This window comes from Vagococcus hydrophili, from assembly GCF_011304195.1.
Taxonomy (GTDB): Bacteria; Bacillota; Bacilli; order Lactobacillales; family Vagococcaceae; genus Vagococcus; species Vagococcus hydrophili.
This window is the reverse complement of record NZ_CP049887.1, coordinates 2,569,131-2,588,654: the sequence shown is the minus strand read 5'-3', so window position 1 is coordinate 2,588,654 and position 19,524 is coordinate 2,569,131. Positions and strand designations below refer to the sequence as shown.

The window sequence follows — 19,524 nt, the reverse complement described above, 5'->3', positions numbered from 1 at the left end:
TCCTCTTAATTTTCCATTTTCCTTTTTTATATTCTTATTATAAAGAAATATAAAAAAGAAAACATTGGTCTTTAGTCTTATAAATAAAAAAATAAGTTGTGAGGTAAATTTTCGGACTTACCACGCAACTTATTTTTGACATTTTTGATTTAAGTAAACAAGTAAACTGAGAAAAAGATAAAGATTGCACCTAGCATAACGAATAAATGCCAGACAACATGCATAAATTTAACGTTTTTCATGCTGTAAAAAAGTGCTCCTACCGTGTAAGATACGCCGCCTAGAAATAAAAGTAGGAAACCAGTTGATCCTAAACCGATATAAAGCGGTTTGATAGCGATTAAACAAATCCATCCCATAATAATATAGAGGACCACATCTGTTTTACCTCGTTTTTGAAGCCAAATTGATTTGAAGACAATCCCTGCAATCGCAATACTCCAAACTATTCCAAAAAGGGTCCAACCTAACCACCCTTGAATAGTGACTAAACAATAAGGCGTATAGCTTCCAGCAATCAATAAGTAAATTGAGCTATGATCAAACACTTGGAATACTTTTCTTGCTTTAGTGAAAATCAAGCTATGAAATAAAGTTGAAAAAAGGAAAAGTAGTACCATCGAAGCGCCAAATATAGTATAAGAGACCACTCGAACGGGATCACCCATCTGTGCTCCTTTGATAATAAGTAAAACTAGACCTGCAATACTTAAGCCTGTGCCAATCCCGTGGGTAATCGCATTAAAGACTTCGTTAACAATTAAATATCTTTTTGTAAAAGTCGTTTGTTCCATCCCAAACATCCTTTCATATTTTAAGTGAAAATATTTTTTTAATCTGTTATACTGTACAACAGATAGATTATTACTATTCTACACGAATATGCTGTTTTTTGAAAGAGGTTTGAGAATGACAAAAATAAAAATTGTAACGGATTCTTCTTGTATTATCGATTCAGATAGAATGAAGGACCTAGACATTCATACAATCAGCTTATCAATTATGATTGATGGGACCATTTATGCTGATCAAAATGAACTAGACAAAAATGAATTTATAACGATGATGGAAAATTCGCCGTCATTACCTAAAACAAGTCAACCGCCAATTGGTGAGTTTATTGCCCTTTATGATGAATTAGGAAAAGATGGTAGTGAAATTATTTCTATACATCTGACTGAAAAATTAAGTGGTACAGTAAATACTGCTCGTCAGGCAGCTCAAATGTCCCAATCAAAGGTTACAGTAATTGATAGTGACTATATTGATCAAGCGCTAGGGTTCCAAGTATATGAAGCGGCAACTTTAGCCAAAAAAGGTGCCACTGTGGAACAAATTTTAGCACACATTGAAAAAGTAAAGAGCAACACGCAATTATATATTGGTGTGGCAACATTAGACAACCTAGTTAAAGGTGGGCGTATCGGTAAATTAGTGGGAGCTGTTTCAGGCTTTTTAAATATGAAGGTTCTTTGTCAATTGACAAATGGAGAATTAGAAGTTATTGCTAAAGGTCGCGGAAATAAAACATTTACTAAATGGGTGAAGGGCTTAGATGAAAAATTAGCAACTTACTCAGTAAATTATTTAGGTTTATCAGAAGCAGACGGTATGGAAATCTCGACAGAATTAAAAAATTCTATTATGAGTGTCTTGCCAGATATGAAGATACCTATTATTAGAACAACACCACTTGTGGCAACTCACGCAGGTAAAGGTGCTTTTGCGGTAATGTTTTACACGAATTAAAAAAAGCTAAGAGCAGATCAATTGGTCTGCTTTTTTAAATCGAGGGATTAGATGAATAAAATAAAAAATAGTTTATCATTTGTTGTTTTGTTTTTTGCCACGGTGTTGATAACCTTTTTTGTAGGTTTAATGCTAATTCCTAAGGCAGAAAGAATAAGTTCACCTGATAAACAGTCAAAACAAGCAGAAAATCGAATGGAAATACTAAGAATTAGTGCAGTTGGAGATTCTTTAACGGAAGGTATTGGCGACACAACTCATACAGGTGGTTACGTTCCACTCCTTCAAACAGATTTAAGTGAACGTTACCCAATCGATGTGGTTCAAGTAGATAATCACGGAAAATCTGGAGATCGTAGTGATCAAATACTAAAAAGAATTAAGAAAAATGAAGAGATGCAAGAGTCAATTAAAAAAGCAGATGTGATCCTTTTAACTGTGGGTGGTAATGATTTAATGAAGGTTATCCAAACGAAAATTTTTGATAAATTATCATTAAAAACATTTACAAAACCACGAGTTAAGTATCAAAAACAATTAGAAGAATTATACGATGAAATTAGAAGTTTAAATCCAACAGCTCCTATTTATCAATTAGGGATTTATAATCCTTTTTATAAGAATTTTTCTGAAATAGAAGAAATGCAAGAGATTGTTGATTATTGGAATGAAGGTAGTAAAGAATTCGTAGAGGGTCAAAAGAATGCCTATTTTGTTCCGATTAATGATGAAATTTATAATGGCTTACCAGATATTGAAGTCACTAAAGATAGTGGCAGTAAAGATAAAAAAGGTAAAAGTCAATCAAGTCAGGATTTGATTAATAATCTGATTTCTGAAGAAGACAGTTTCCATCCAAACAATTTAGGTTACCAAATTATAGCAAATGCCTTTAGAGCGAAAATGGAATCAACTAAAAAAGAATGGCTACATAATAAGTAGTAGTGAGGTGTCTACATGACAAAAAAAGAAAATAGACAAGAAAAAATTAAAAAATCGAAGATCGTCCAATTTTTTAATAACCCATGGAAAACAGCTTTTATTCTTTTAGTTGCTGTTTTAGTTGGGTTTTCACTGGTTCTGATTAATCGGATTACCACTCCGCGTATGAGCTATGATAAATCTGCGCCAAAGATTGAGACAAAAAGTAAACCTATTTTAGATATCAATATGAAAAAAGCACAAGTGAATGAATCTTTAAATTTTTTCATGAAAGATATGATGGAAGAGTCTGGGGTTGATTATTCCTTTAATTTAGAAAATGATGCTTTGATTGATGGAACATTCAAGCTTTTAGGTCACGAGACTCATTTTTATTTATACTTTGATCCCTTTGTTTTAAGTGATGGTAACGTTCAATTAAGAGCGAAAAGCCTGTCTGTTGGTTCTTTAAATGTGCCAATCCCAGCCATGATTAACTACATCTCGTCAACAACAGATTTACCAGATTGGATTGAAATTGATGCGGATGCACAAATTATTAATCTTCACTTAGATAAATTTAAAATGAAAAATGGCCTAGCTATTAAAGCGAAGAAAATAAATTTAATAGATGATGACATTAGTTTTAGCTTGTACTTACCAAAAGATGCAGGTAAAGATAAGAAGAAATCAGATACTAAAGACTCGACAAAAGAAACATCGACTGAAAAATCTAAAGAAAAGTGATGTGAACGCGATTGAAAGAAACAGCAATATTTGCAGGTGGCTGCTTTTGGTGCATGATAAAGCCATTTGATCAACATCCAGGCATTGATTCTATTGTTTCTGGTTATACAGGTGGACATGATGAAAAACCAACCTACGAAGCGGTTTGTTCTGGTAAAACAGGGCATACAGAAGCAGTTAAAATTGATTTTGATCCTAAAGTTATTAGTTATGAACAACTTCTAACTATCTACTGGCAACAAACTGATCCGACAGATGCGTTTGGTCAATTTGAGGACCGAGGTGATAGTTATCGCCCCGTTATTTTTTACACAAGTGAGACACAGAAAGAAATGGCTTTAAAAAGTAAGCAAAATTTAGCGGACTCAGGGTATTATCTGGATCCAATAGTGACAAAAATTGAGAAAGCTGTGCCGTTTTATGAGGCAGAAGACTATCATCAAGATTTTTATAAGAAAAATCCTGAGAGATATAGCCTTTCAAGTCAGACCAGAAAAGCATTTTTAAAAAAAGTATGGGATGGTAATGAAAATGAAGCGTAGTTTTTATCATTATGTTCAAACGTTTAGAGGTAAATTGAAACAAACAGATGAATCAAAATTGGCAGAGGATATTTTCAAAGATCTACAGTTTCCAAAACAATCTGAAGATTATGATGAAATTTCTCATTATTTAGAAACAAATGCTTATTATATTCCTAATATGGATATTTTTGATAACTTATGGGAAAACTACATTGAAAATAACTAATCACCAAAGGATGTGTTAAACAGATGAAACAAAAAGATTCAAATAAGATTTCGCTAACGCAGTACATTTTAACGATTGTGATCGTCGGGATACTTGCGTCAGGTATTACTTTGTTTGTTTATGAATTAAACAATCCAATGAGTCGCCTATCAATGGGCAGCACTCAAGAAGATCTTGATAATATCGAATTACTAAATGAATTAATCAAAAGTCAGTACATTGAAGACGTGGATCAGAAAAAACTAATCACGGGTGCACTAGAAGGAATGACGGCAGCAATCGGAGACCCACACTCTAGTTTTTTCCCGGAAGCTGAAGCCGAAGAATTTGATACAAGTGTTTCTGGTAGTTTTGAAGGAATCGGCGCTACGATGATGCTTGAAAATGATTATCCAACCATCGCAGAACCGCCAATCGAAGGCTCGCCTGCTGAAAAAGCTAAACTTAAAAAAGGGGACGTCATTGTCAAGGTAGACGGAAAAGATACAAAAGGGAAAGCACTTCAAGAAGTGGTGTCAAAAGTCCGTGGTAAAAAGGGGACTCGTGTTAAATTAGACATCTTACGTGGAGACGAAACCTTTAACGTGGAAATAGTCAGAGATAAAATTGCCGTTGAATCAGTAAAAGCTAACATTGATAAAAATGAACCAACGATTGGTTATATTAAAATTAATAGCTTTAATCAAACAACATCAGATGAATTTGATAAAGCCGTCGACAAAATGAGAAAAGAAGGCGCGAAAAAATTTGTGATTGATGTTCGTGGAAATCCTGGTGGTGTTCTTCAAAATGTTGAGAAAATGACCAGCCGTTTCCTTGAAGACGGAAAAACAATCGTTGGATTTGAAAATAAAGCCAAAGATAAACAAGAAGAAGTTGCTAGTGAAAAATTAGATGGTGGTAACAAAATTAAAGAGCCATCAGTTATTCTGATTGATGAAAACAGTGCCAGTGCTTCTGAAATCATGGCAGGTGCCTTTAAAGCGCATGGTTTGGACGTGATTGGTGTTAAATCATATGGTAAAGGAACAGTTCAAACAATGGTTCCAATGAAGGGTTACGGGGAAGTTAAATTAACAATCAGTAAATGGTTAACCCCTGATGGCAAATGGATTGATAAAAAAGGGGTAGAGCCAACGATTAAAGTTGATTACCCAGCTTATTTAAAAAATCGTGTGATTGACCGTTCAATGGAATATAAAGAAGGCGTTATTAGTCCCAATGTTAAAATCATTAATACATACTTAAACGAGTTAGGCTATAGCGTGGATAAAGACAGCGAAACCTATACGCAAGAAACAACTGAAGCTGTGAAAAAATATCAAGCAGACATGAAATTAGAGGTCACTGGTGTGATGGATAAAACGTCTGTAGAAAAATTAGAAGACAGCATCAGAAATCATTGGAAAGCTAATGATATCCAGTATAATAAAGCGATTGACGTTTTAAAAAGTAAATAAGAGGAAAAGTTGCAAGAAAAAATCAATTTCTTGTAACTTTTTTTAAATTAAAGCTTGAAAGACTAGCAATTTCATTGATTTTTCTATATTATATAGTGTGGAAGAAAGACGGTGAAAAATTGGAAAAGAAAGTTCTAGATATAGTCTGGCATTGGTTAAAATTAATTGTGGTATGCTCAATATTTGCCGTGATAGTCCAAGCTTTTATCTTGATTCCTGTTGAGGTAAGTGGAAAATCGATGTCCCCAACTTTAAAAGAAAATGACTTTATCGTCATGGAAAATTTTAGTCAAATTGATCGATTTGATATTATTGTCTTCACTTCACCAGATGGTAATACGTATATTAAACGTGTGATTGGACTCCCAGGAGATCATGTGAAATACGAGAAAGATCAACTTTATATTAATAATGAAAAAGTAGAGGAACCCTTTTTAAAAGATATAAAAAAACATAAAAATGAGTATGTTTTTACGACAGATTTAAACTCAGAAGATATTTTAGGAACGAAGAAAATTCCTAAAAACCAATATTTTGTTTTAGGTGATAACAGAAGATTAAGCAAAGATAGCCGATCATTTGGTACCATCAGTGAAACATCTGTTTTAGGTAAAGCTAGAGTGGTGTACTACCCAATTTTTCATAGTAAGATAGTTAAGTAATTAGGAGTGGAAGAAAATGACAATACAATGGTTTCCAGGACACATGGCGAAAGCCCGTAGAGAAGTTTCTGAAAAATTAAAATTAGTGGATATCGTGTTAGAAATAGTCGATGCTAGACTACCAATTTCTAGTCGAAATCCAATGTTGGATAGTTTAATTCAACAAAAACCAAGAATCATCTTATTAAATAAGGCTGATTTAGCAGATCCAATTGAAACAAGCAAGTGGCAAAGATATTTCGAATCACAAGGACATGCGTGTTTAAATATTAACGCTAATGAAGGCAAAGGAATTAAAAAAATTGTTCCTAAAGCCAAAGAAATTTTAGCTGAAAAAATTGAAAGACAACGTGCTCGTGGGATGAAACCAAGACCAATCAGAGCTATGTGTATTGGGATTCCAAACGTTGGTAAATCAACTTTATTAAATCGTTTAGCTAAAAAAAATATGGCGAAAACAGGTAACACTCCTGGAGTAACCAAAGGGCAACAGTGGTTAAAAACAGGGAATGAGTTGGAACTTTTAGATACACCGGGTATCTTATGGCCTAAATTTGAAGATCAAGAAATTGGTCGTAAGTTAGCTTTAACAGGAGCGATTAAAGATACGTTACTTCATATGGATGATTTAGCTTTATTTGGTTTAGCCTATTTTAAAGAGCATTATTCTGCCCAATTAGGTAAGAGATATCAATTATCAGAAGAAGAGCTTGAGTTAACACCAGTAGATATTTTACTCTTAATCACTAAAAAAAGAGGATTCCAAGATGATTTTGACCGAGCGAGTATTATGGTGGTTCAAGAAATTCGTGACGGACGTTTGGGTCAATATACTTTAGACCGAGTTGAGGATATGTAATGAGTAAATTAACGGCAAAAGAGATAAAGGAACTGTTAGTAGAGGTCAGCTCTCTAAATGAATTAGAACAACAGTCTTTTTTTGATGATGAAAGAAAAAGTGTTCAGACTGCAATCAAATCATGTCAAAATCGCTTGTTAAAGGCTCAGAAATTAAAAGAACATTTTGAAGAAATGAAAGAGTTTGAAAAAAATGCTAGAAAGTCAGGTTTTAAATTTATTGCGGGAATTGATGAAGTGGGTCGTGGACCTTTAGCTGGACCTGTTGTATCAGCCGCAGTTATCTTACCAGAAGATTTTGATTTACATGAAGTGAATGATTCTAAGCAACTTTCATTGAAAAAAAGAGAAGAACTCTTTGTGAAGATTAAAGAGCAAGCGGTAGCTATTGGTATCGGGATTAAAGATCATGACGTGATTGATCAAGTAAATATTTACGAAGCCACAAAACTTGCGATGAAAGAAGCTGTGGAACAATTAGAAGTCAAACCGGACTTTTTGTTAATTGATGCGATGGTGCTTGATTTACCGATTGGACAAGAAAAAATTATCAAAGGTGACGCTAGAAGTATTTCTATTGCTTGTGCGAGTATTATTGCAAAAGTCACACGAGATAAGATGATGGAAGAATTTGACATCATGTATCCAGGATATGACTTTTCAAACAATGCTGGATATGGAACTAAAAAGCATTTGATGGGGTTAGAAGAGCATGGTGTCACACCGATTCATAGAAAATCATTTGCCCCTGTAAAAGATATGGTTTAAATCAAAAAAATACCTTCTATTTACGTACTTTACTAATAGTACAATAAATAGGAGGTTTTTTTATGTTAGATCAAAGATTATTTATTTTTAGATTAAAGCATTTAAAAGGAATAGGTAATAAAGGTTTACTACTCATATTGCAATATAAAGTCGAAAATCCAGAGGAAGAATTGACAGCTGAAAAAATGAGCATTATTGGACGTGTGAGGTCATCTTATCAAGAGACTTTTTCACAATCATTTGAAAAAGTACAGCAAATATCTCAAGAAAACTTATTAGATTTTTTGGATAAATATTCATTTGTGACTATTATGGATGATGAGTATCCAGAAAATCTGAGAGAAATCTATAATCCACCGATTGCTTTATTTTACTTAGGAAATATCAGGTTAATGTCGAGAGAAAAACTAGCGATTATTGGTTCAAGAAATGCCACCCCTTATGGGAAAGAAATGATTGAAAAAATTGTTCCAGATTTATGTGAAAAAGAAATCACAATTGTCAGTGGATTGGCAAGAGGGAATGACACATCGGCTCATCAAGCAGCCATTAGACATCAGGGACAAACGATTGCGGTTATCGGTTCAGGTCTGGATTATGTTTATCCAAAAGAAAACTGGCGCCTGCAACAATATATAGGAGAAAAACATCTCCTTCTAACAGAATATTTACCTAAGACACCACCATTAGCTTATCATTTTCCAAGTCGTAACCGAATTATTGCAGGGTTAAGTCAAGGAGTTTGTGTGATTGAAGCCGAAAAGAAAAGTGGAACGTTTATTACAGCACAACTTGCTTTAGAGGAAGGGAGAGATGTTTTTGCAGTTCCAGGGAATCCTTTGAAGGATCATTCTGAAGGTTGTTTACAACTCATTCAAGAAGGAGCTAAATGTACGTGGAAAGCCTCTGATATCTTGAATGAATTTTCATAAATAAGAGTCAAAAAAAATTCGCTCCTTGACAAATGGCTGTTTAATGGACTAATATGGTTATCGATTGTTGAACACAAAAAAATAAAAGATAAAATAAGTGAAAGAAAGGGATTAAAACATGAGTTATAAATATTTAGTAATCGTAGAATCCCCAGCAAAAGCTAAAACCATTGAAAAGTACTTAGGCAGAAATTATAAAGTTGTAGCGAGTGTGGGTCATATTCGAGATCTTCCTAAAAGTAAAATGGGTATAGATATTGAAGATAACTATGATCCAAAATATATTAATATCAGGGGAAAAGGTCCCGTTATCAAAGAATTAAAAAAATATGCGAAAAAGGCGGATAAAGTTTACCTCGCAGCCGATCCGGATAGGGAAGGGGAAGCCATCGCATGGCACCTCGCCCACATTTTAGATTTGGATTTAGAAGATAACAACCGAGTTGTCTTTAATGAGATTACAAAAGATGCTGTTAAAGCAGCGTTTAAAGAACCACGTAAAATTAACGTTGATTTAGTGGATGCCCAACAAGCTCGTCGGATTTTAGACCGCTTGGTAGGTTATTCAATTAGTCCGTTATTATGGAAGAAAGTAAAAAAAGGATTGAGTGCCGGTCGGGTTCAATCGATTGCTTTAAAAATGATTATTGACCGTGAAGATGAGATTCGTGCGTTTACTCCAGAAGAATATTGGAGTATTACAGGTGATTTTGTCAAAGGGAAATCAAAATTCAAAGCTAATTTTTACGGGATTGACGGTAAAAAATTAAAATTAAATAATGCAGATGAAGTAAAAGCTATCACAGAAAAATTAACTTCTCGCGATTACGATGTGACGAAAGTAACGAAAAAAGAACGTAAAAGAAACCCATCACTACCCTTTACAACCAGTGGCATGCAACAAGAAGCTGCTCGTAAATTAAACTTCAGAACAAGAAAAACCATGATGGTGGCACAACAATTGTATGAGGGAATTAAGCTTGGTAAAGGTCAAGGAACAGTCGGTTTAATTACCTATATGCGTACTGATTCAACTCGTCTTTCTGATACGGCTAAAGAAGAAGCTTTTAACTTTATCGTTGAGAAATACGGAAAAGACTATACTGGTGGTGCTATTAAGAAAACTAAAAATGCTAAGGGTGCTCAAGATGCCCATGAGGCGATTCGTCCATCAAGTATTTTAAGAACACCAGAATCAGTCAAAGAATTCTTGGATAAAGATCAATTTAAATTGTATTCATTAATTTGGGCAAGAACAGTCGCAAGTCAAATGGCACCAGCTATTTTAGATACAATGCGTGTTGATATCGAACAAAATGGCATTAAATTTGTTGCCAATGGCTCAAAAATCAAGTTTGCTGGATTCACGAAAGTCTATATTGAAGGCAAAGATGATGGTAAAGAAGATAAAGAAAATATCTTACCAGAACTTGCTGAGGGAGATGCGGTTAAATCAGCCGATATTGAGCCAAAACAACATTTCACTCAACCACCAGCAAGATTTAGTGAAGCAACCTTGATTAAAACCTTAGAAGAAAACGGTGTAGGTCGCCCATCTACGTATGCGCCGACCCTTGAAACCATTCAAAGACGTTACTACGTGAAATTAAACGCGCGTCGTTTTGAGCCAACTGAGCTTGGTGAAATTGTTAATAAATTAGTTTGTGAGTTCTTCTCGAAAATTGTGGATGTGAACTTTACGGCTGAGATGGAAAAAGATTTAGATAAGATAGCCATTGCTCAAGAAAATTGGGTGGACGTCGTTGATAAATTCTATAAACCATTTGCTAAAGAGTTAGAAGTCGCTGAAAAAGAAATAGAAAAAGTTCAATTAAAAGATGAACCAGCAGGCTTTGACTGCGAAGAATGTGGCAATCCAATGCTCATTAAATTAGGTAAATATGGTAAATTCTATGCCTGTAGTAATTTTCCTGATTGTCGTAACACGAAAGCCATCGTTAAAAAAATCGGTGTGACATGTCCAACTTGTAAAAAAGGAGATGTTATCGAGAAGAAAACGAAGAAAAATCGTATCTTCTTTGGCTGTGATCAGTATCCTGAATGTGAATTTACTTCTTGGGATCGCCCAATTGGTCGTGATTGTCCAAAATGTTCTCATTACCTAATACTTAAAAAAGTACGTGGTGGTCAACAAATTATTTGTAGCGACTGTGATTATACAGAAGATGTGCAAAAATAAAATGTTGTCTATTACTAATTAAATTGTGTATAATACTATCGTCGAGGGACTAAAACAAAAAATGTTTTAAGTCCCTTTAGTATTTTTTTGTGAAAAAGAAAGAAGGTTTTTTTAATGACAGAAATGAAAGTAACTGTAATTGGTGCTGGTCTTGCTGGTAGTGAAGCAGCGTTTCAAGTAGCTGAGGCTGGTATTAAAGTTGATTTATATGAAATGAGAGCGGTCAAAAAAACACCAGCTCATCACACGGATAAATTTGCGGAACTTGTTTGTACGAATTCCCTTAGAGGTAACAGTGTCACAATAGCTGCTGGTCTTTTAAAAGAAGAAATGCGTTATTTGGATTCTGTCATTATTGACTCAGCTGATGTGAACCAAGTTCCAGCTGGTGGGGCATTGGCCGTTGATCGCGAAAGCTTTTCTCAATATATTACAGATAAAGTATCAAATCATGAAAATGTAACAGTTCATCATGAAGAAATCACTGAAATTCCAGAAGAGGGTATTACGATTATCGCAACAGGTCCCTTAACAAGTGAACCTTTAGCTGAAAGTATTAAAGAATTTACGGAATCAGAAGGGTTATACTTTTACGATGCAGCTGCGCCAATCTTAGATAAAAATACGATTGATATGGATAAAGTTTACCTTAAATCAAGATATGATAAAGGGGAAGCAGCTTATTTAAATTGTGCCATGAACAAAGAAGAGTTCTACGCATTTAGAGAAGCATTAATCACAGCAGAAGTAGCGCCGTTAAAAACATTTGAAAAAGAAAAATTCTTTGAAGGATGTATGCCGATTGAAGTTATGGCGGCTCGTGGAGAAAAAACAATGACATTTGGTCCTCTAAAACCAGTTGGATTAGAAGATCCTAAAACGGGCAAACGTGCTTATGCCGTAGTTCAATTACGTCAAGATGATGCAGCAGCGTCACTTTACAACATTGTTGGTTTCCAAACTCATTTGAAATGGGGAGAACAAAAACGAATTATTCAAATGATTCCAGGATTAGAGAATGCTGAAATTGTACGTTACGGGGTAATGCACCGTAACACCTTTATGAATTCACCTGAACTACTTGAACCTACTTACCAATCAAAAAAACGTCCGACTCTTTTATTTGCTGGTCAAATGACTGGAGTGGAAGGTTACGTTGAAAGTGCAGCGAGTGGATTAGTTGCTGGTATTAATGCAGCCCGTTTAGCAAAAGGTGAAGAACCAATTATTTTCCCAGAAACAACAGCAATGGGAAGTATGGCGCATTACATTACGCATACATCAGGTAAAAATTTCCAACCAATGAACGCAAACTTTGGTATTTTCCCTGAATTACCAATGAAAATTAGAGATAAAAAAGAACGATACCAAGCGATTGCTGATCGTGCATTAAAAGATATTAAGAAGGTTGTACGATAGTATGATTAATCAATTGGTAGATGTGACAGACTCTAGATGGCAACAGGTTTTTGATATTTGGTTAAGTGCGAATACGGAAGCTCATAGTTTTATTGATGCCTCGTATTGGGAAGAAGCACTACCATTTGTTAAGAAAATGATGCCAGAAGCCCTTGTGTATGTTTTTGAAGAAGAGGATACAGTTCTTGGTTTTATCGGTATGGGTGATGATTATATCGAGGGTATTTTCGTTAAAAATGAATCACAAGGAACAGGTGTGGGTAAGAAGTTACTTAATTTTGTTAAAGAGCGTCATACTCACCTGACATTAAGCGTTTATGAAGAAAATAAAAAGGCTTATGAGTTTTATATCAAACAAGGATTTACTTTTTTATCAGAATCAATAGACGAAACAGGTCATTTAGAAAAAACATTGACTTGGAATAATTAAATTTTTAGCACTCGATATAATCGAGTGCTATTTTTGTGAACAAATTGTGTCCTTTTTCTGTATAATTCGTTAAATTCTGACAATTCATTTGTTTTAGATTATTGAGTATGTTACATTTGTCTTGTAATTTATTTGAAAGGACTTTCTTGGACGATGGATCACTTAACTGAGTTTTTAAGATATATCATGATTGAGAGACAGTATTCTGAAAAAACAAAAGAGGCATATCATGATGATGTGCTAAACTTTTTTGGATTTTTAAAGGAAACAGGTGATGAAGATTACTTATCTGTGACCCTTCAAGATATTAGAATCTACTTATCTAAACTTCACGATCAAAATTACAGTCGAAATACGATTAGTCGCAATGTTTCTAGTTTGCGCTCTTTCTATCAGTTTTTAGTAAAAAATGGAGTCTTAGAAGATAACCCATTTTCCTATGTTCAGATGAAACGCCAACAAGCTAAATTGCCTCGTTTCTTTTATGAAAAAGAAATGGAAGCCTTATTTTTGCAGACGCAAGGAGATGATGCTTTAGACAATCGAAACAGAGCGTTACTAGAAGTCCTTTATGGTACAGGGATTCGGGTAACGGAATGTGTGAATATCAAAATTAAAGATATCGATTTTGAACATTCGGTTGTGCTAATTTTTGGAAAAGGTAATAAAGAGAGATACGTTCCTTTTGGTTCATTTGCAAATGACGCGATAATGGATTACATTCAGTCCGGGCGCGCGGAACTAATGACCAAGAGTAAAACATCCCATGATTTTTTATTTGTGAATCATCGAGGTGAGCAATTAACAGATTCAGGGATTCAATATATATTAAAAAAAATTATCGAAAAGAGTAGCTTAACGACGGATATTCATCCGCATATGTTTAGGCATACCTTTGCGACTCATTTATTAAATAACGGAGCAGACTTGAGAACAGTTCAAGAATTATTGGGACATTCAAGTTTGTCTTCTACACAGATTTATACTCATGTAACAACAGATACACTGCAAAAAAGCTATCGAAATTTTCATCCGAGAGCTTAAAAGAGAGGAAGAATATTATGGGATACACAACATTTCATTCAACAACAATCTGTGCTGTTGAAAAAGACGGCAAATTTGCAATGGCAGGAGACGGCCAAGTAACAATGGGCGAATCTGTCGTGATGAAAGGAACAGCAAGAAAAGTTCGTCGAATTTATAATGATGAAGTTATTGTTGGGTTTGCTGGAAGTGTGGCAGATGCCTTTAACCTAGAAGAAAAATTTGAAGGTAAATTAAATGAATATAAAGGCAATTTAATGCGAGCAGCCGTTGAACTTGCCATGGAGTGGCGCAGCGACAAGATGATGCAAAAACTTGAAGCCATGTTAATCGTGATGAACGACAAAGAGATGTTGGTTGTTTCAGGAACAGGAGAAGTTATCGCACCAGATGATGGTATTTTAGCAATCGGCTCAGGTGGCAACTATGCTTTAGCAGCTGCAAGAGCCTTAAAATCAAATGGTAAAGAAGAATTAACGGCAGGTGAGATTGCTCAAGCGGCGTTGCATGTTGCAGGAGACATCTGTGTTTATACAAATCATAATATTATTGTAGAAGAATTTTAAAGGAATGGTGACACTATGACAACGACAACTAATCAAAAAACACCTAGAGAAATCGTCTCAGATTTAGATAAATATATTATTGGACAACACACTGCAAAAAAATCAGTGTCTGTTGCTTTAAGAAATAGATACCGTCGTATGCAATTAGATGAAGATATGCAACAAGAAATTACACCTAAAAATCTGTTAATGATCGGACCAACAGGTGTTGGTAAAACAGAAATTGCCCGTCGATTAGCTAAAATCGTGAATGCCCCTTTTGTTAAGGTGGAAGCAACGAAATTTACTGAAGTCGGCTATGTTGGTCGTGACGTGGAATCAATGATTCGTGATTTAGTCGAATCAAGTATTGTGATTGTTAAAAAAGAACAATACAGCAGTGTTTATTCTCAAGCGTTGAAAAAAGCTGAAGAGAGATTGGTTAAATTATTGGTTCCAGGAATTAAAAAGGAACAAAAGAAAAATACCAATCAGTTTGATATGATGATGAACATGATGAATGGTATGGGAAATAACCAAGAAGAAGAAAAAGAGGAAATCAACGACACAATTCGTGTCAGTCGTGAGACAGTTCAATCACAACTTGAAAAAGGCATGCTTGAAAATCGTGAAATTACGATTGAAGTTGAAGAAAAGAAAACAGCCCCTGCAATGAATAACGGCTTAGAACAAATGGGAATTGATTTAAACGATACCTTAAGCGCTCTAACACCTAAGAAAAAAGTGAAACGTACGTTGACTGTCAAAGAAGCTCGTGAGATTTTAATTAATGAAGAATCTGAAAAATTAGTCAATGATGCTGATATTCATAGTGAAGCAATTCGTTTAGCTCAAAACCACGGTATTGTTTTCATTGATGAGTTTGATAAAATCACATCAAAATCAGAAAATTCTGGTCAAGTCTCAAGAGAAGGCGTTCAACGTGATATTTTACCAATCGTTGAAGGCTCACTTGTTAATACAAAATACGGAACAATCTCAACAGATCATATCTTGTTTATCGCATCAGGTGCGTTCCATTTAAGTAAACCAAGCGATTTAATTCCTGAGCTGCAAGGGCGCTTCCCGATTAGAGTGGAATTAGATGATTTAACAGCTGAAGACTTTATCAAAATCTTAACAGAGCCTGATAACGCGCTTGTGAAGCAATATATTGCGCTTTTAGCTACGGAGAATATAAAAGTAACTTTTACGAAAGAAGCTATCGAGAGAATCGCTAACATCGCGTTTAGCGTGAACAGTGAAACGGATAATATTGGAGCGAGACGTTTACATACGATTCTTGAAAAATTACTTGAAGATTTATTATTTGAATCACCAGATATGCAAATGGGAGAAATTACTATAACAGAGAGCTATGTGAATGAAAAATTAGATCATATTGCAACTGACAAAGATTTAAGTCGTTATATTCTATAATCGTTTGTTTAATCTGAGGGGGAGTAACGGATGGATACACTACTAGCAAAAACACGAATGATTAATGAACTATTGCAAAAGGAAAACACATTCAGTTTGTCATCTGATTTGCCTTATAATCAGATGGCTGACACATTGGGTGATATTTTAGATTGTAATGCGTATATTATTAACAAAGAAGGCGTCGTTTTAGGGTATATCGTTCTTCATGATTTTAATAATGAGCGTGTCAAAAGCATGTTACTAGAACAAAAGTTTCCTAGATCATATATTCGCGGAATTTCTTATGTTGATTTAACCAAGGAAAATATTAAAATCGATAGTGAAATGACTGTTTTTCCAATTGAACTGCGGGAAGAAACAGGGTTTATCGAAGCTTATACAACAGTTGTACCAATATATGGTGCTGGAGAACGTCTAGGGACGATTATTCTAGGAAGATTAGAAACACCTTTTAATTCTAATGATCTTGTTCTAGCAGAATACAGTGCTACAGTTGTGGGTATGCAAATTTTATATCAACAATCTCGTGAAATTGAAAAAAGAGTCAGAGAATCAACAAACGTTAAAATGGCTATTGGGACATTATCGTTTAGTGAAACTAAGGCAATTAAAGCAATTTTTAATGTCTTGGAAGGAACAGAAGGCCGCATTACAGCCTCAACAATTGCTGATGAGATTGGTATTACTCGTTCTGTGATTGTTAATGCTCTAAGAAAATTAGAGTCTGCAGGGATTGTCGAAACTAGATCTTTAGGAATGAAAGGTACCTATATCAAAATTACTAATGATCGTTTCAAAGAAGAATTAAACAAAGAAAACATTATTTAGTTTTTTAGGAGGTTAATGTATGTCAGTTATTTTGGAGAGTAAAAGTAGTCGTGTTTGCATTAATGAAAAAGGGGCAGAGGTTTGTAGTTTTGTACTCAAAGAAACCAACTTAGAGTATATTTGGCAAGCAGATGAAACCTATTGGGCAAGACATGCTCCTGTTCTATTTCCTTTTGTAGGTAAATTAAAGGGTGATAGTTATACGTATAACAATGAATCCTATACGATGAATCAACACGGATTTGCACGAGATATGGTATTTATTGTGGAACATCAAGAAAAGGATAGTGCAACGTTTTTACTAAAAAGTAGTGAAGAAACATTGAAAAACTATCCCTTTCACTTTGAACTTAGACTAATTTACCGATTGGTTGATAATGATTTAACCATTGCTTATCAAGTGGAAACTCAATCAGAGGAAATGTATTTTGGTATCGGTGGTCATCCTGCCTTTAATATTCCACTTGTTAAAGGAACAAACTTTAATGATTATTACTTACATTTTGCTCCTTCAAAATCCCGATTTTTATTACCTTTAGAGGGTGCCTTTATCAATCTAGCTGAAAAAACATTGGCTCAAACAAATACTTCCATTCAAGTGGAAAGACGTATTTTCGAAAAAGATGCACTTGTGTTAGAAACTAAGGGAGAAAATGCCTTTTCAATTTTATCAGATGTAACGAATCACGGGGTTGTGGTGTCGTATGATAATCTACCGTACGTTGGTATTTGGTCCCCATTCCCTAAAGAAGCCCCTTTTGTGTGCATTGAACCTTGGGCAGGAATTGCTGATACAACAGATGCTACAGGTAAAATTGAAGATAAAAAAGGGATGAATTTAATTCACCCTGGAGATGTGTTTGAAAGAAGTTATAAAATATCAATTAAATAAAACAAAACCCGATGCTGATTTTAAAAAATTAGCATCGGGTTTGTTTTATAAATTTTTTTTAGTTTTAGTTGGAGAAAAATGCCTTTTTCACCACTCTTTGTAGTCCGGGTTCAAAAGGCAACTCCTGCGGCAACTTCAGAAATGAAAATCAATTCAAAAAGGGCGAATTGTTTTTCGTTTCTTCCAGTCGCTTGGAGCTAAGCGCCTTTTTCACTACTCTTTGTTAACAGAAATAGCTGTGATCTTCTAGATCGAGTTCAGTTAAAATGATGGAGGCTGTTTCTTCGATTGAGCGTTGAGCAACGTTGATAATGAGGCAGCCGATTTTTTCGTATAACTCATTAGCAAATTTTAATTCATCTTTAATTTTACCAATATCAGAATACGCGGTATTTGGTCTTAACCCATATGAGCGCATACGGTCTTCTCGGATTGCGTTTAAAATTTTTGGATCATTTGTCAGACCAACAATTTTTTTAGGGTCTACTTCCCAAATCTGAGGAGGAATATGAGCCTCTGGTATTAATGGTAAGTTAGCTACTTTTAAATTTTTATTGGCTAGGAATAAGCTGAGAGGTGTTTTAGACGTTCTTGAAACACCTAATAATAAAATGTCAGCTTCTAAAAAGCCTCGAGGATCTTTACCATCATCATACTTTACCGCAAATTCCATGGCGTTAATTCTTTCAAAATAATTTTCATTTAAGAAATGAAGAGCACCAGGTACGCGACTAGGTTCGATACCTGTTCTTTTTTTGACTTCGTTAACGATAGGTGATAAGGCGTCAATTGTAAATAAATTATTTTCTTTACAATACTCATTTGATAATTGAACGAGGTCTTCAGAGATTAAGGTTTGTAGAACGATTGCATTTAGTTCTTTCGCCTCTTCTAAAGCGCACATTAAATCGCTAGGGTTTTCTATGAATGTCTGCTTTAAAAGTTGAACGTCAACGTCTAATTGATCGTACTGAGCAATTGAGGCGTGGGCAAGCTTTGAGGCTGTTTCTCCAGCTGAATCAGAAATAATGTACATATAAATTTGGTTATTGGTCATTTGATTATTCCCTTCTTTTGTTTTTTACATATGGCTCATTATATCATATAATGATGTTAATGAAACAACGTTAGCGAGGTGAAAGCAGTGAACGGTCAATTAGAGAGCGCCATTAAGATTATGAAAGAAAATGGTTATAAATATACTAAAAAAAGAGAAGAAATCCTCCTTTTTTTGATTCAAGAGAACAGATATCTTGGAGCAATCGAAGTTTTTGACTTTATGAATAAAAAACATTCAGGGATTAGTTACGATACAATTTATCGAAATTTAAGAGATTTTACGACAATGGGATTACTGGAAGAAACCGAATTAATGGGTGAAAAAAAAGTTCGTTTTCATTGTGATGTGTCTAGTTGTCACGAACATTCGCACCATCATCACTTTATTTGTACAAGTTGTGGAGCGACAAAAGAAGTCAATTTATGCCCGATGACCTTCTTTGATGAGCAACTTCCAGACTGTGAAATTGAGTCTCACAGGTTCGAAATTTTAGGAAAATGTCAAAAATGCTTAAAAAAACACTGAGAGACAGTTGACTGAAAAAAACTCATTAGGTATAATATACTACGAACGGTTTTTTGTTTTAATGTAATTTATGAAAAACGGTTACCTAAAAGTTTGGAGGGAGGGATTTATATGTCAAAAACTGTTGTTCGTAAGAACGAATCATTAGATGACGCTCTTCGTCGCTTTAAACGTTCCGTTTCAAAAACTGGTACTTTACAAGAATACCGCAAGCGTGAATTTTACGAAAAGCCAAGTGTTAAGCGTAAGAAAAAGTCTGAAGCTGCAAGAAAGCGTAAAAAATTCTAGTTT

Annotated in this window: 22 protein-coding genes; 20 read left to right on the top strand and 2 right to left on the bottom strand. The window is 34.7% G+C overall.

The genetic code is table 11. The features are described 5' to 3' along the window. Window positions 1-149 precede the first annotated feature (149 nt). Complete coding sequence (gene trhA / locus G7082_RS12690) at window positions 150-794, bottom strand: PAQR family membrane homeostasis protein TrhA (RefSeq protein ID WP_166035447.1); 645 nt, start codon at window positions 792-794, stop codon at window positions 150-152. 115 nt (window positions 795-909) lie between these two features. Between trhA and G7082_RS12685 the strand changes: the two genes are divergently transcribed. The 18 genes from G7082_RS12685 (at window position 910) to G7082_RS12600 (ending at window position 17,648) form a co-directional block, all read left to right on the top strand. Continuing rightward, complete coding sequence (locus tag G7082_RS12685) at window positions 910-1,749, top strand: DegV family protein (RefSeq protein WP_166035445.1); 840 nt, start codon at window positions 910-912, stop codon at window positions 1,747-1,749. 60 nt (window positions 1,750-1,809) lie between these two features. Continuing rightward, a complete protein-coding gene (locus G7082_RS12680; protein ID WP_420825037.1) occupies window positions 1,810-2,691 on the top strand; it encodes an SGNH/GDSL hydrolase family protein in 882 nt (293 codons plus the stop codon). 15 nt (window positions 2,692-2,706) lie between these two features. Next, entirely contained in the window at window positions 2,707-3,417 is a 711-nt protein-coding gene (locus G7082_RS12675; RefSeq protein WP_166035441.1) for a YpmS family protein, read from the top strand. Between the two features lie 11 nt (window positions 3,418-3,428). Then, complete coding sequence (gene msrA, locus G7082_RS12670; protein ID WP_166035439.1) at window positions 3,429-3,959, top strand: peptide-methionine (S)-S-oxide reductase MsrA; 531 nt, start codon at window positions 3,429-3,431, stop codon at window positions 3,957-3,959. Further along, entirely contained in the window at window positions 3,949-4,167 is a 219-nt protein-coding gene (locus tag G7082_RS12665; protein ID WP_166035437.1) for a YozE family protein, read from the top strand. The genes msrA and G7082_RS12665 overlap by 11 nt, the downstream gene beginning before the upstream one ends. Window positions 4,168-4,190: 23 nt before the next feature. After that, on the top strand, window positions 4,191-5,627 hold the full coding sequence (locus tag G7082_RS12660) for a S41 family peptidase (protein ID WP_166035435.1): 1,437 nt from the start codon (window positions 4,191-4,193) through the stop codon (window positions 5,625-5,627). A 95-nt stretch (window positions 5,628-5,722) separates the two neighbouring features. Beyond that, window positions 5,723-6,289 (top strand): signal peptidase I, encoded by a 567-nt coding sequence (gene lepB / locus G7082_RS12655; RefSeq protein WP_338064242.1) that lies wholly within the window; start codon window positions 5,723-5,725, stop codon window positions 6,287-6,289. A 16-nt stretch (window positions 6,290-6,305) separates the two neighbouring features. Then, on the top strand, window positions 6,306-7,148 hold the full coding sequence (gene ylqF / locus G7082_RS12650) for a ribosome biogenesis GTPase YlqF (protein ID WP_166035431.1): 843 nt from the start codon (window positions 6,306-6,308) through the stop codon (window positions 7,146-7,148). Then, window positions 7,148-7,915 (top strand): ribonuclease HII, encoded by a 768-nt coding sequence (locus tag G7082_RS12645; RefSeq protein WP_166035429.1) that lies wholly within the window; start codon window positions 7,148-7,150, stop codon window positions 7,913-7,915. Before ylqF ends, G7082_RS12645 begins: the two co-directional genes overlap by 1 nt. A 62-nt stretch (window positions 7,916-7,977) precedes the next feature. Next, on the top strand, window positions 7,978-8,847 hold the full coding sequence (gene dprA, locus G7082_RS12640) for a DNA-processing protein DprA (protein ID WP_166035427.1): 870 nt from the start codon (window positions 7,978-7,980) through the stop codon (window positions 8,845-8,847). A 118-nt stretch (window positions 8,848-8,965) separates the two neighbouring features. Beyond that, window positions 8,966-11,047, top strand: a complete 2,082-nt coding sequence (gene topA, locus G7082_RS12635; protein ID WP_166035425.1) for a type I DNA topoisomerase — start codon at window positions 8,966-8,968, stop codon at window positions 11,045-11,047. Window positions 11,048-11,170: 123 nt separating this feature from the next. After that, the gene (trmFO, locus tag G7082_RS12630) at window positions 11,171-12,466 is read left to right on the top strand and encodes an FADH(2)-oxidizing methylenetetrahydrofolate--tRNA-(uracil(54)-C(5))-methyltransferase TrmFO (RefSeq protein WP_166036096.1); all 1,296 of its coding nucleotides are present in this window, start codon (window positions 11,171-11,173) and stop codon (window positions 12,464-12,466) included. A gap of 1 nt (window position 12,467) precedes the next feature. Beyond that, window positions 12,468-12,896 (top strand): GNAT family N-acetyltransferase, encoded by a 429-nt coding sequence (locus G7082_RS12625; RefSeq protein WP_166035423.1) that lies wholly within the window; start codon window positions 12,468-12,470, stop codon window positions 12,894-12,896. Window positions 12,897-13,049: 153 nt separating this feature from the next. Next, on the top strand, window positions 13,050-13,940 hold the full coding sequence (xerC, locus tag G7082_RS12620; protein ID WP_166035421.1) for a tyrosine recombinase XerC: 891 nt from the start codon (window positions 13,050-13,052) through the stop codon (window positions 13,938-13,940). Window positions 13,941-13,957: 17 nt separating this feature from the next. Then, window positions 13,958-14,506, top strand: coding sequence for an ATP-dependent protease subunit HslV (gene hslV / locus G7082_RS12615; protein ID WP_166035419.1), 549 nt, complete (start codon window positions 13,958-13,960; stop codon window positions 14,504-14,506). 15 nt (window positions 14,507-14,521) lie between these two features. Beyond that, window positions 14,522-15,925, top strand: coding sequence for an ATP-dependent protease ATPase subunit HslU (gene hslU / locus G7082_RS12610; protein ID WP_166035417.1), 1,404 nt, complete (start codon window positions 14,522-14,524; stop codon window positions 15,923-15,925). 30 nt (window positions 15,926-15,955) lie between these two features. Beyond that, the gene (gene codY, locus G7082_RS12605) at window positions 15,956-16,756 is read left to right on the top strand and encodes a GTP-sensing pleiotropic transcriptional regulator CodY (RefSeq protein WP_166035415.1); all 801 of its coding nucleotides are present in this window, start codon (window positions 15,956-15,958) and stop codon (window positions 16,754-16,756) included. 19 nt (window positions 16,757-16,775) lie between these two features. Beyond that, window positions 16,776-17,648, top strand: coding sequence for an aldose 1-epimerase family protein (locus G7082_RS12600; RefSeq protein WP_166035413.1), 873 nt, complete (start codon window positions 16,776-16,778; stop codon window positions 17,646-17,648). 223 nt (window positions 17,649-17,871) lie between these two features. On the opposite strand, the gene G7082_RS12595 is transcribed toward G7082_RS12600, so the two are convergent. Then, on the bottom strand, window positions 17,872-18,705 hold the full coding sequence (locus G7082_RS12595) for a pyruvate, water dikinase regulatory protein (protein WP_166035411.1): 834 nt from the start codon (window positions 18,703-18,705) through the stop codon (window positions 17,872-17,874). 120 nt (window positions 18,706-18,825) lie between these two features. On the opposite strand from G7082_RS12595, the gene G7082_RS12590 reads away from it, so the two are divergent. Both G7082_RS12590 and rpsU read left to right on the top strand, forming a co-directional pair. Further along, window positions 18,826-19,233, top strand: a complete 408-nt coding sequence (locus tag G7082_RS12590) for a Fur family transcriptional regulator (protein WP_166036095.1) — start codon at window positions 18,826-18,828, stop codon at window positions 19,231-19,233. 111 nt (window positions 19,234-19,344) lie between these two features. Beyond that, complete coding sequence (gene rpsU / locus G7082_RS12585; protein WP_086951372.1) at window positions 19,345-19,521, top strand: 30S ribosomal protein S21; 177 nt, start codon at window positions 19,345-19,347, stop codon at window positions 19,519-19,521. The last annotated feature ends 3 nt before the right edge of the window (window positions 19,522-19,524 follow it).

Excerpts from the sequence above, each read along its gene's own strand:
- topA (WP_166035425.1), top strand. The coding sequence starts at position 8,966 with ATGAGTTATAAATATTTAGTAATCGTAGAATCCCCAGCAAAAGCTAAA.
- trhA (WP_166035447.1), bottom strand. The coding sequence starts at position 794 with ATGGAACAAACGACTTTTACAAAAAGATATTTAATTGTTAACGAAGTC.
- G7082_RS12675 (WP_166035441.1), top strand. The coding sequence starts at position 2,707 with ATGACAAAAAAAGAAAATAGACAAGAAAAAATTAAAAAATCGAAGATC.
- hslU (WP_166035417.1), top strand. The coding sequence starts at position 14,522 with ATGACAACGACAACTAATCAAAAAACACCTAGAGAAATCGTCTCAGAT.
- dprA (WP_166035427.1), top strand. The coding sequence starts at position 7,978 with ATGTTAGATCAAAGATTATTTATTTTTAGATTAAAGCATTTAAAAGGA.
- G7082_RS12665 (WP_166035437.1), top strand. The coding sequence starts at position 3,949 with ATGAAGCGTAGTTTTTATCATTATGTTCAAACGTTTAGAGGTAAATTG.
- rpsU (WP_086951372.1), top strand. The coding sequence starts at position 19,345 with ATGTCAAAAACTGTTGTTCGTAAGAACGAATCATTAGATGACGCTCTT.
- ylqF (WP_166035431.1), top strand. The coding sequence starts at position 6,306 with ATGACAATACAATGGTTTCCAGGACACATGGCGAAAGCCCGTAGAGAA.
- G7082_RS12595 (WP_166035411.1), bottom strand. The coding sequence starts at position 18,705 with ATGACCAATAACCAAATTTATATGTACATTATTTCTGATTCAGCTGGA.
- G7082_RS12660 (WP_166035435.1), top strand. The coding sequence starts at position 4,191 with ATGAAACAAAAAGATTCAAATAAGATTTCGCTAACGCAGTACATTTTA.
- G7082_RS12625 (WP_166035423.1), top strand. The coding sequence starts at position 12,468 with ATGATTAATCAATTGGTAGATGTGACAGACTCTAGATGGCAACAGGTT.
- trmFO (WP_166036096.1), top strand. The coding sequence starts at position 11,171 with ATGAAAGTAACTGTAATTGGTGCTGGTCTTGCTGGTAGTGAAGCAGCG.
- codY (WP_166035415.1), top strand. The coding sequence starts at position 15,956 with ATGGATACACTACTAGCAAAAACACGAATGATTAATGAACTATTGCAA.
- hslV (WP_166035419.1), top strand. The coding sequence starts at position 13,958 with ATGGGATACACAACATTTCATTCAACAACAATCTGTGCTGTTGAAAAA.
- G7082_RS12600 (WP_166035413.1), top strand. The coding sequence starts at position 16,776 with ATGTCAGTTATTTTGGAGAGTAAAAGTAGTCGTGTTTGCATTAATGAA.
- G7082_RS12685 (WP_166035445.1), top strand. The coding sequence starts at position 910 with ATGACAAAAATAAAAATTGTAACGGATTCTTCTTGTATTATCGATTCA.
- G7082_RS12590 (WP_166036095.1), top strand. The coding sequence starts at position 18,826 with ATGAAAGAAAATGGTTATAAATATACTAAAAAAAGAGAAGAAATCCTC.
- xerC (WP_166035421.1), top strand. The coding sequence starts at position 13,050 with ATGGATCACTTAACTGAGTTTTTAAGATATATCATGATTGAGAGACAG.
- G7082_RS12645 (WP_166035429.1), top strand. The coding sequence starts at position 7,148 with ATGAGTAAATTAACGGCAAAAGAGATAAAGGAACTGTTAGTAGAGGTC.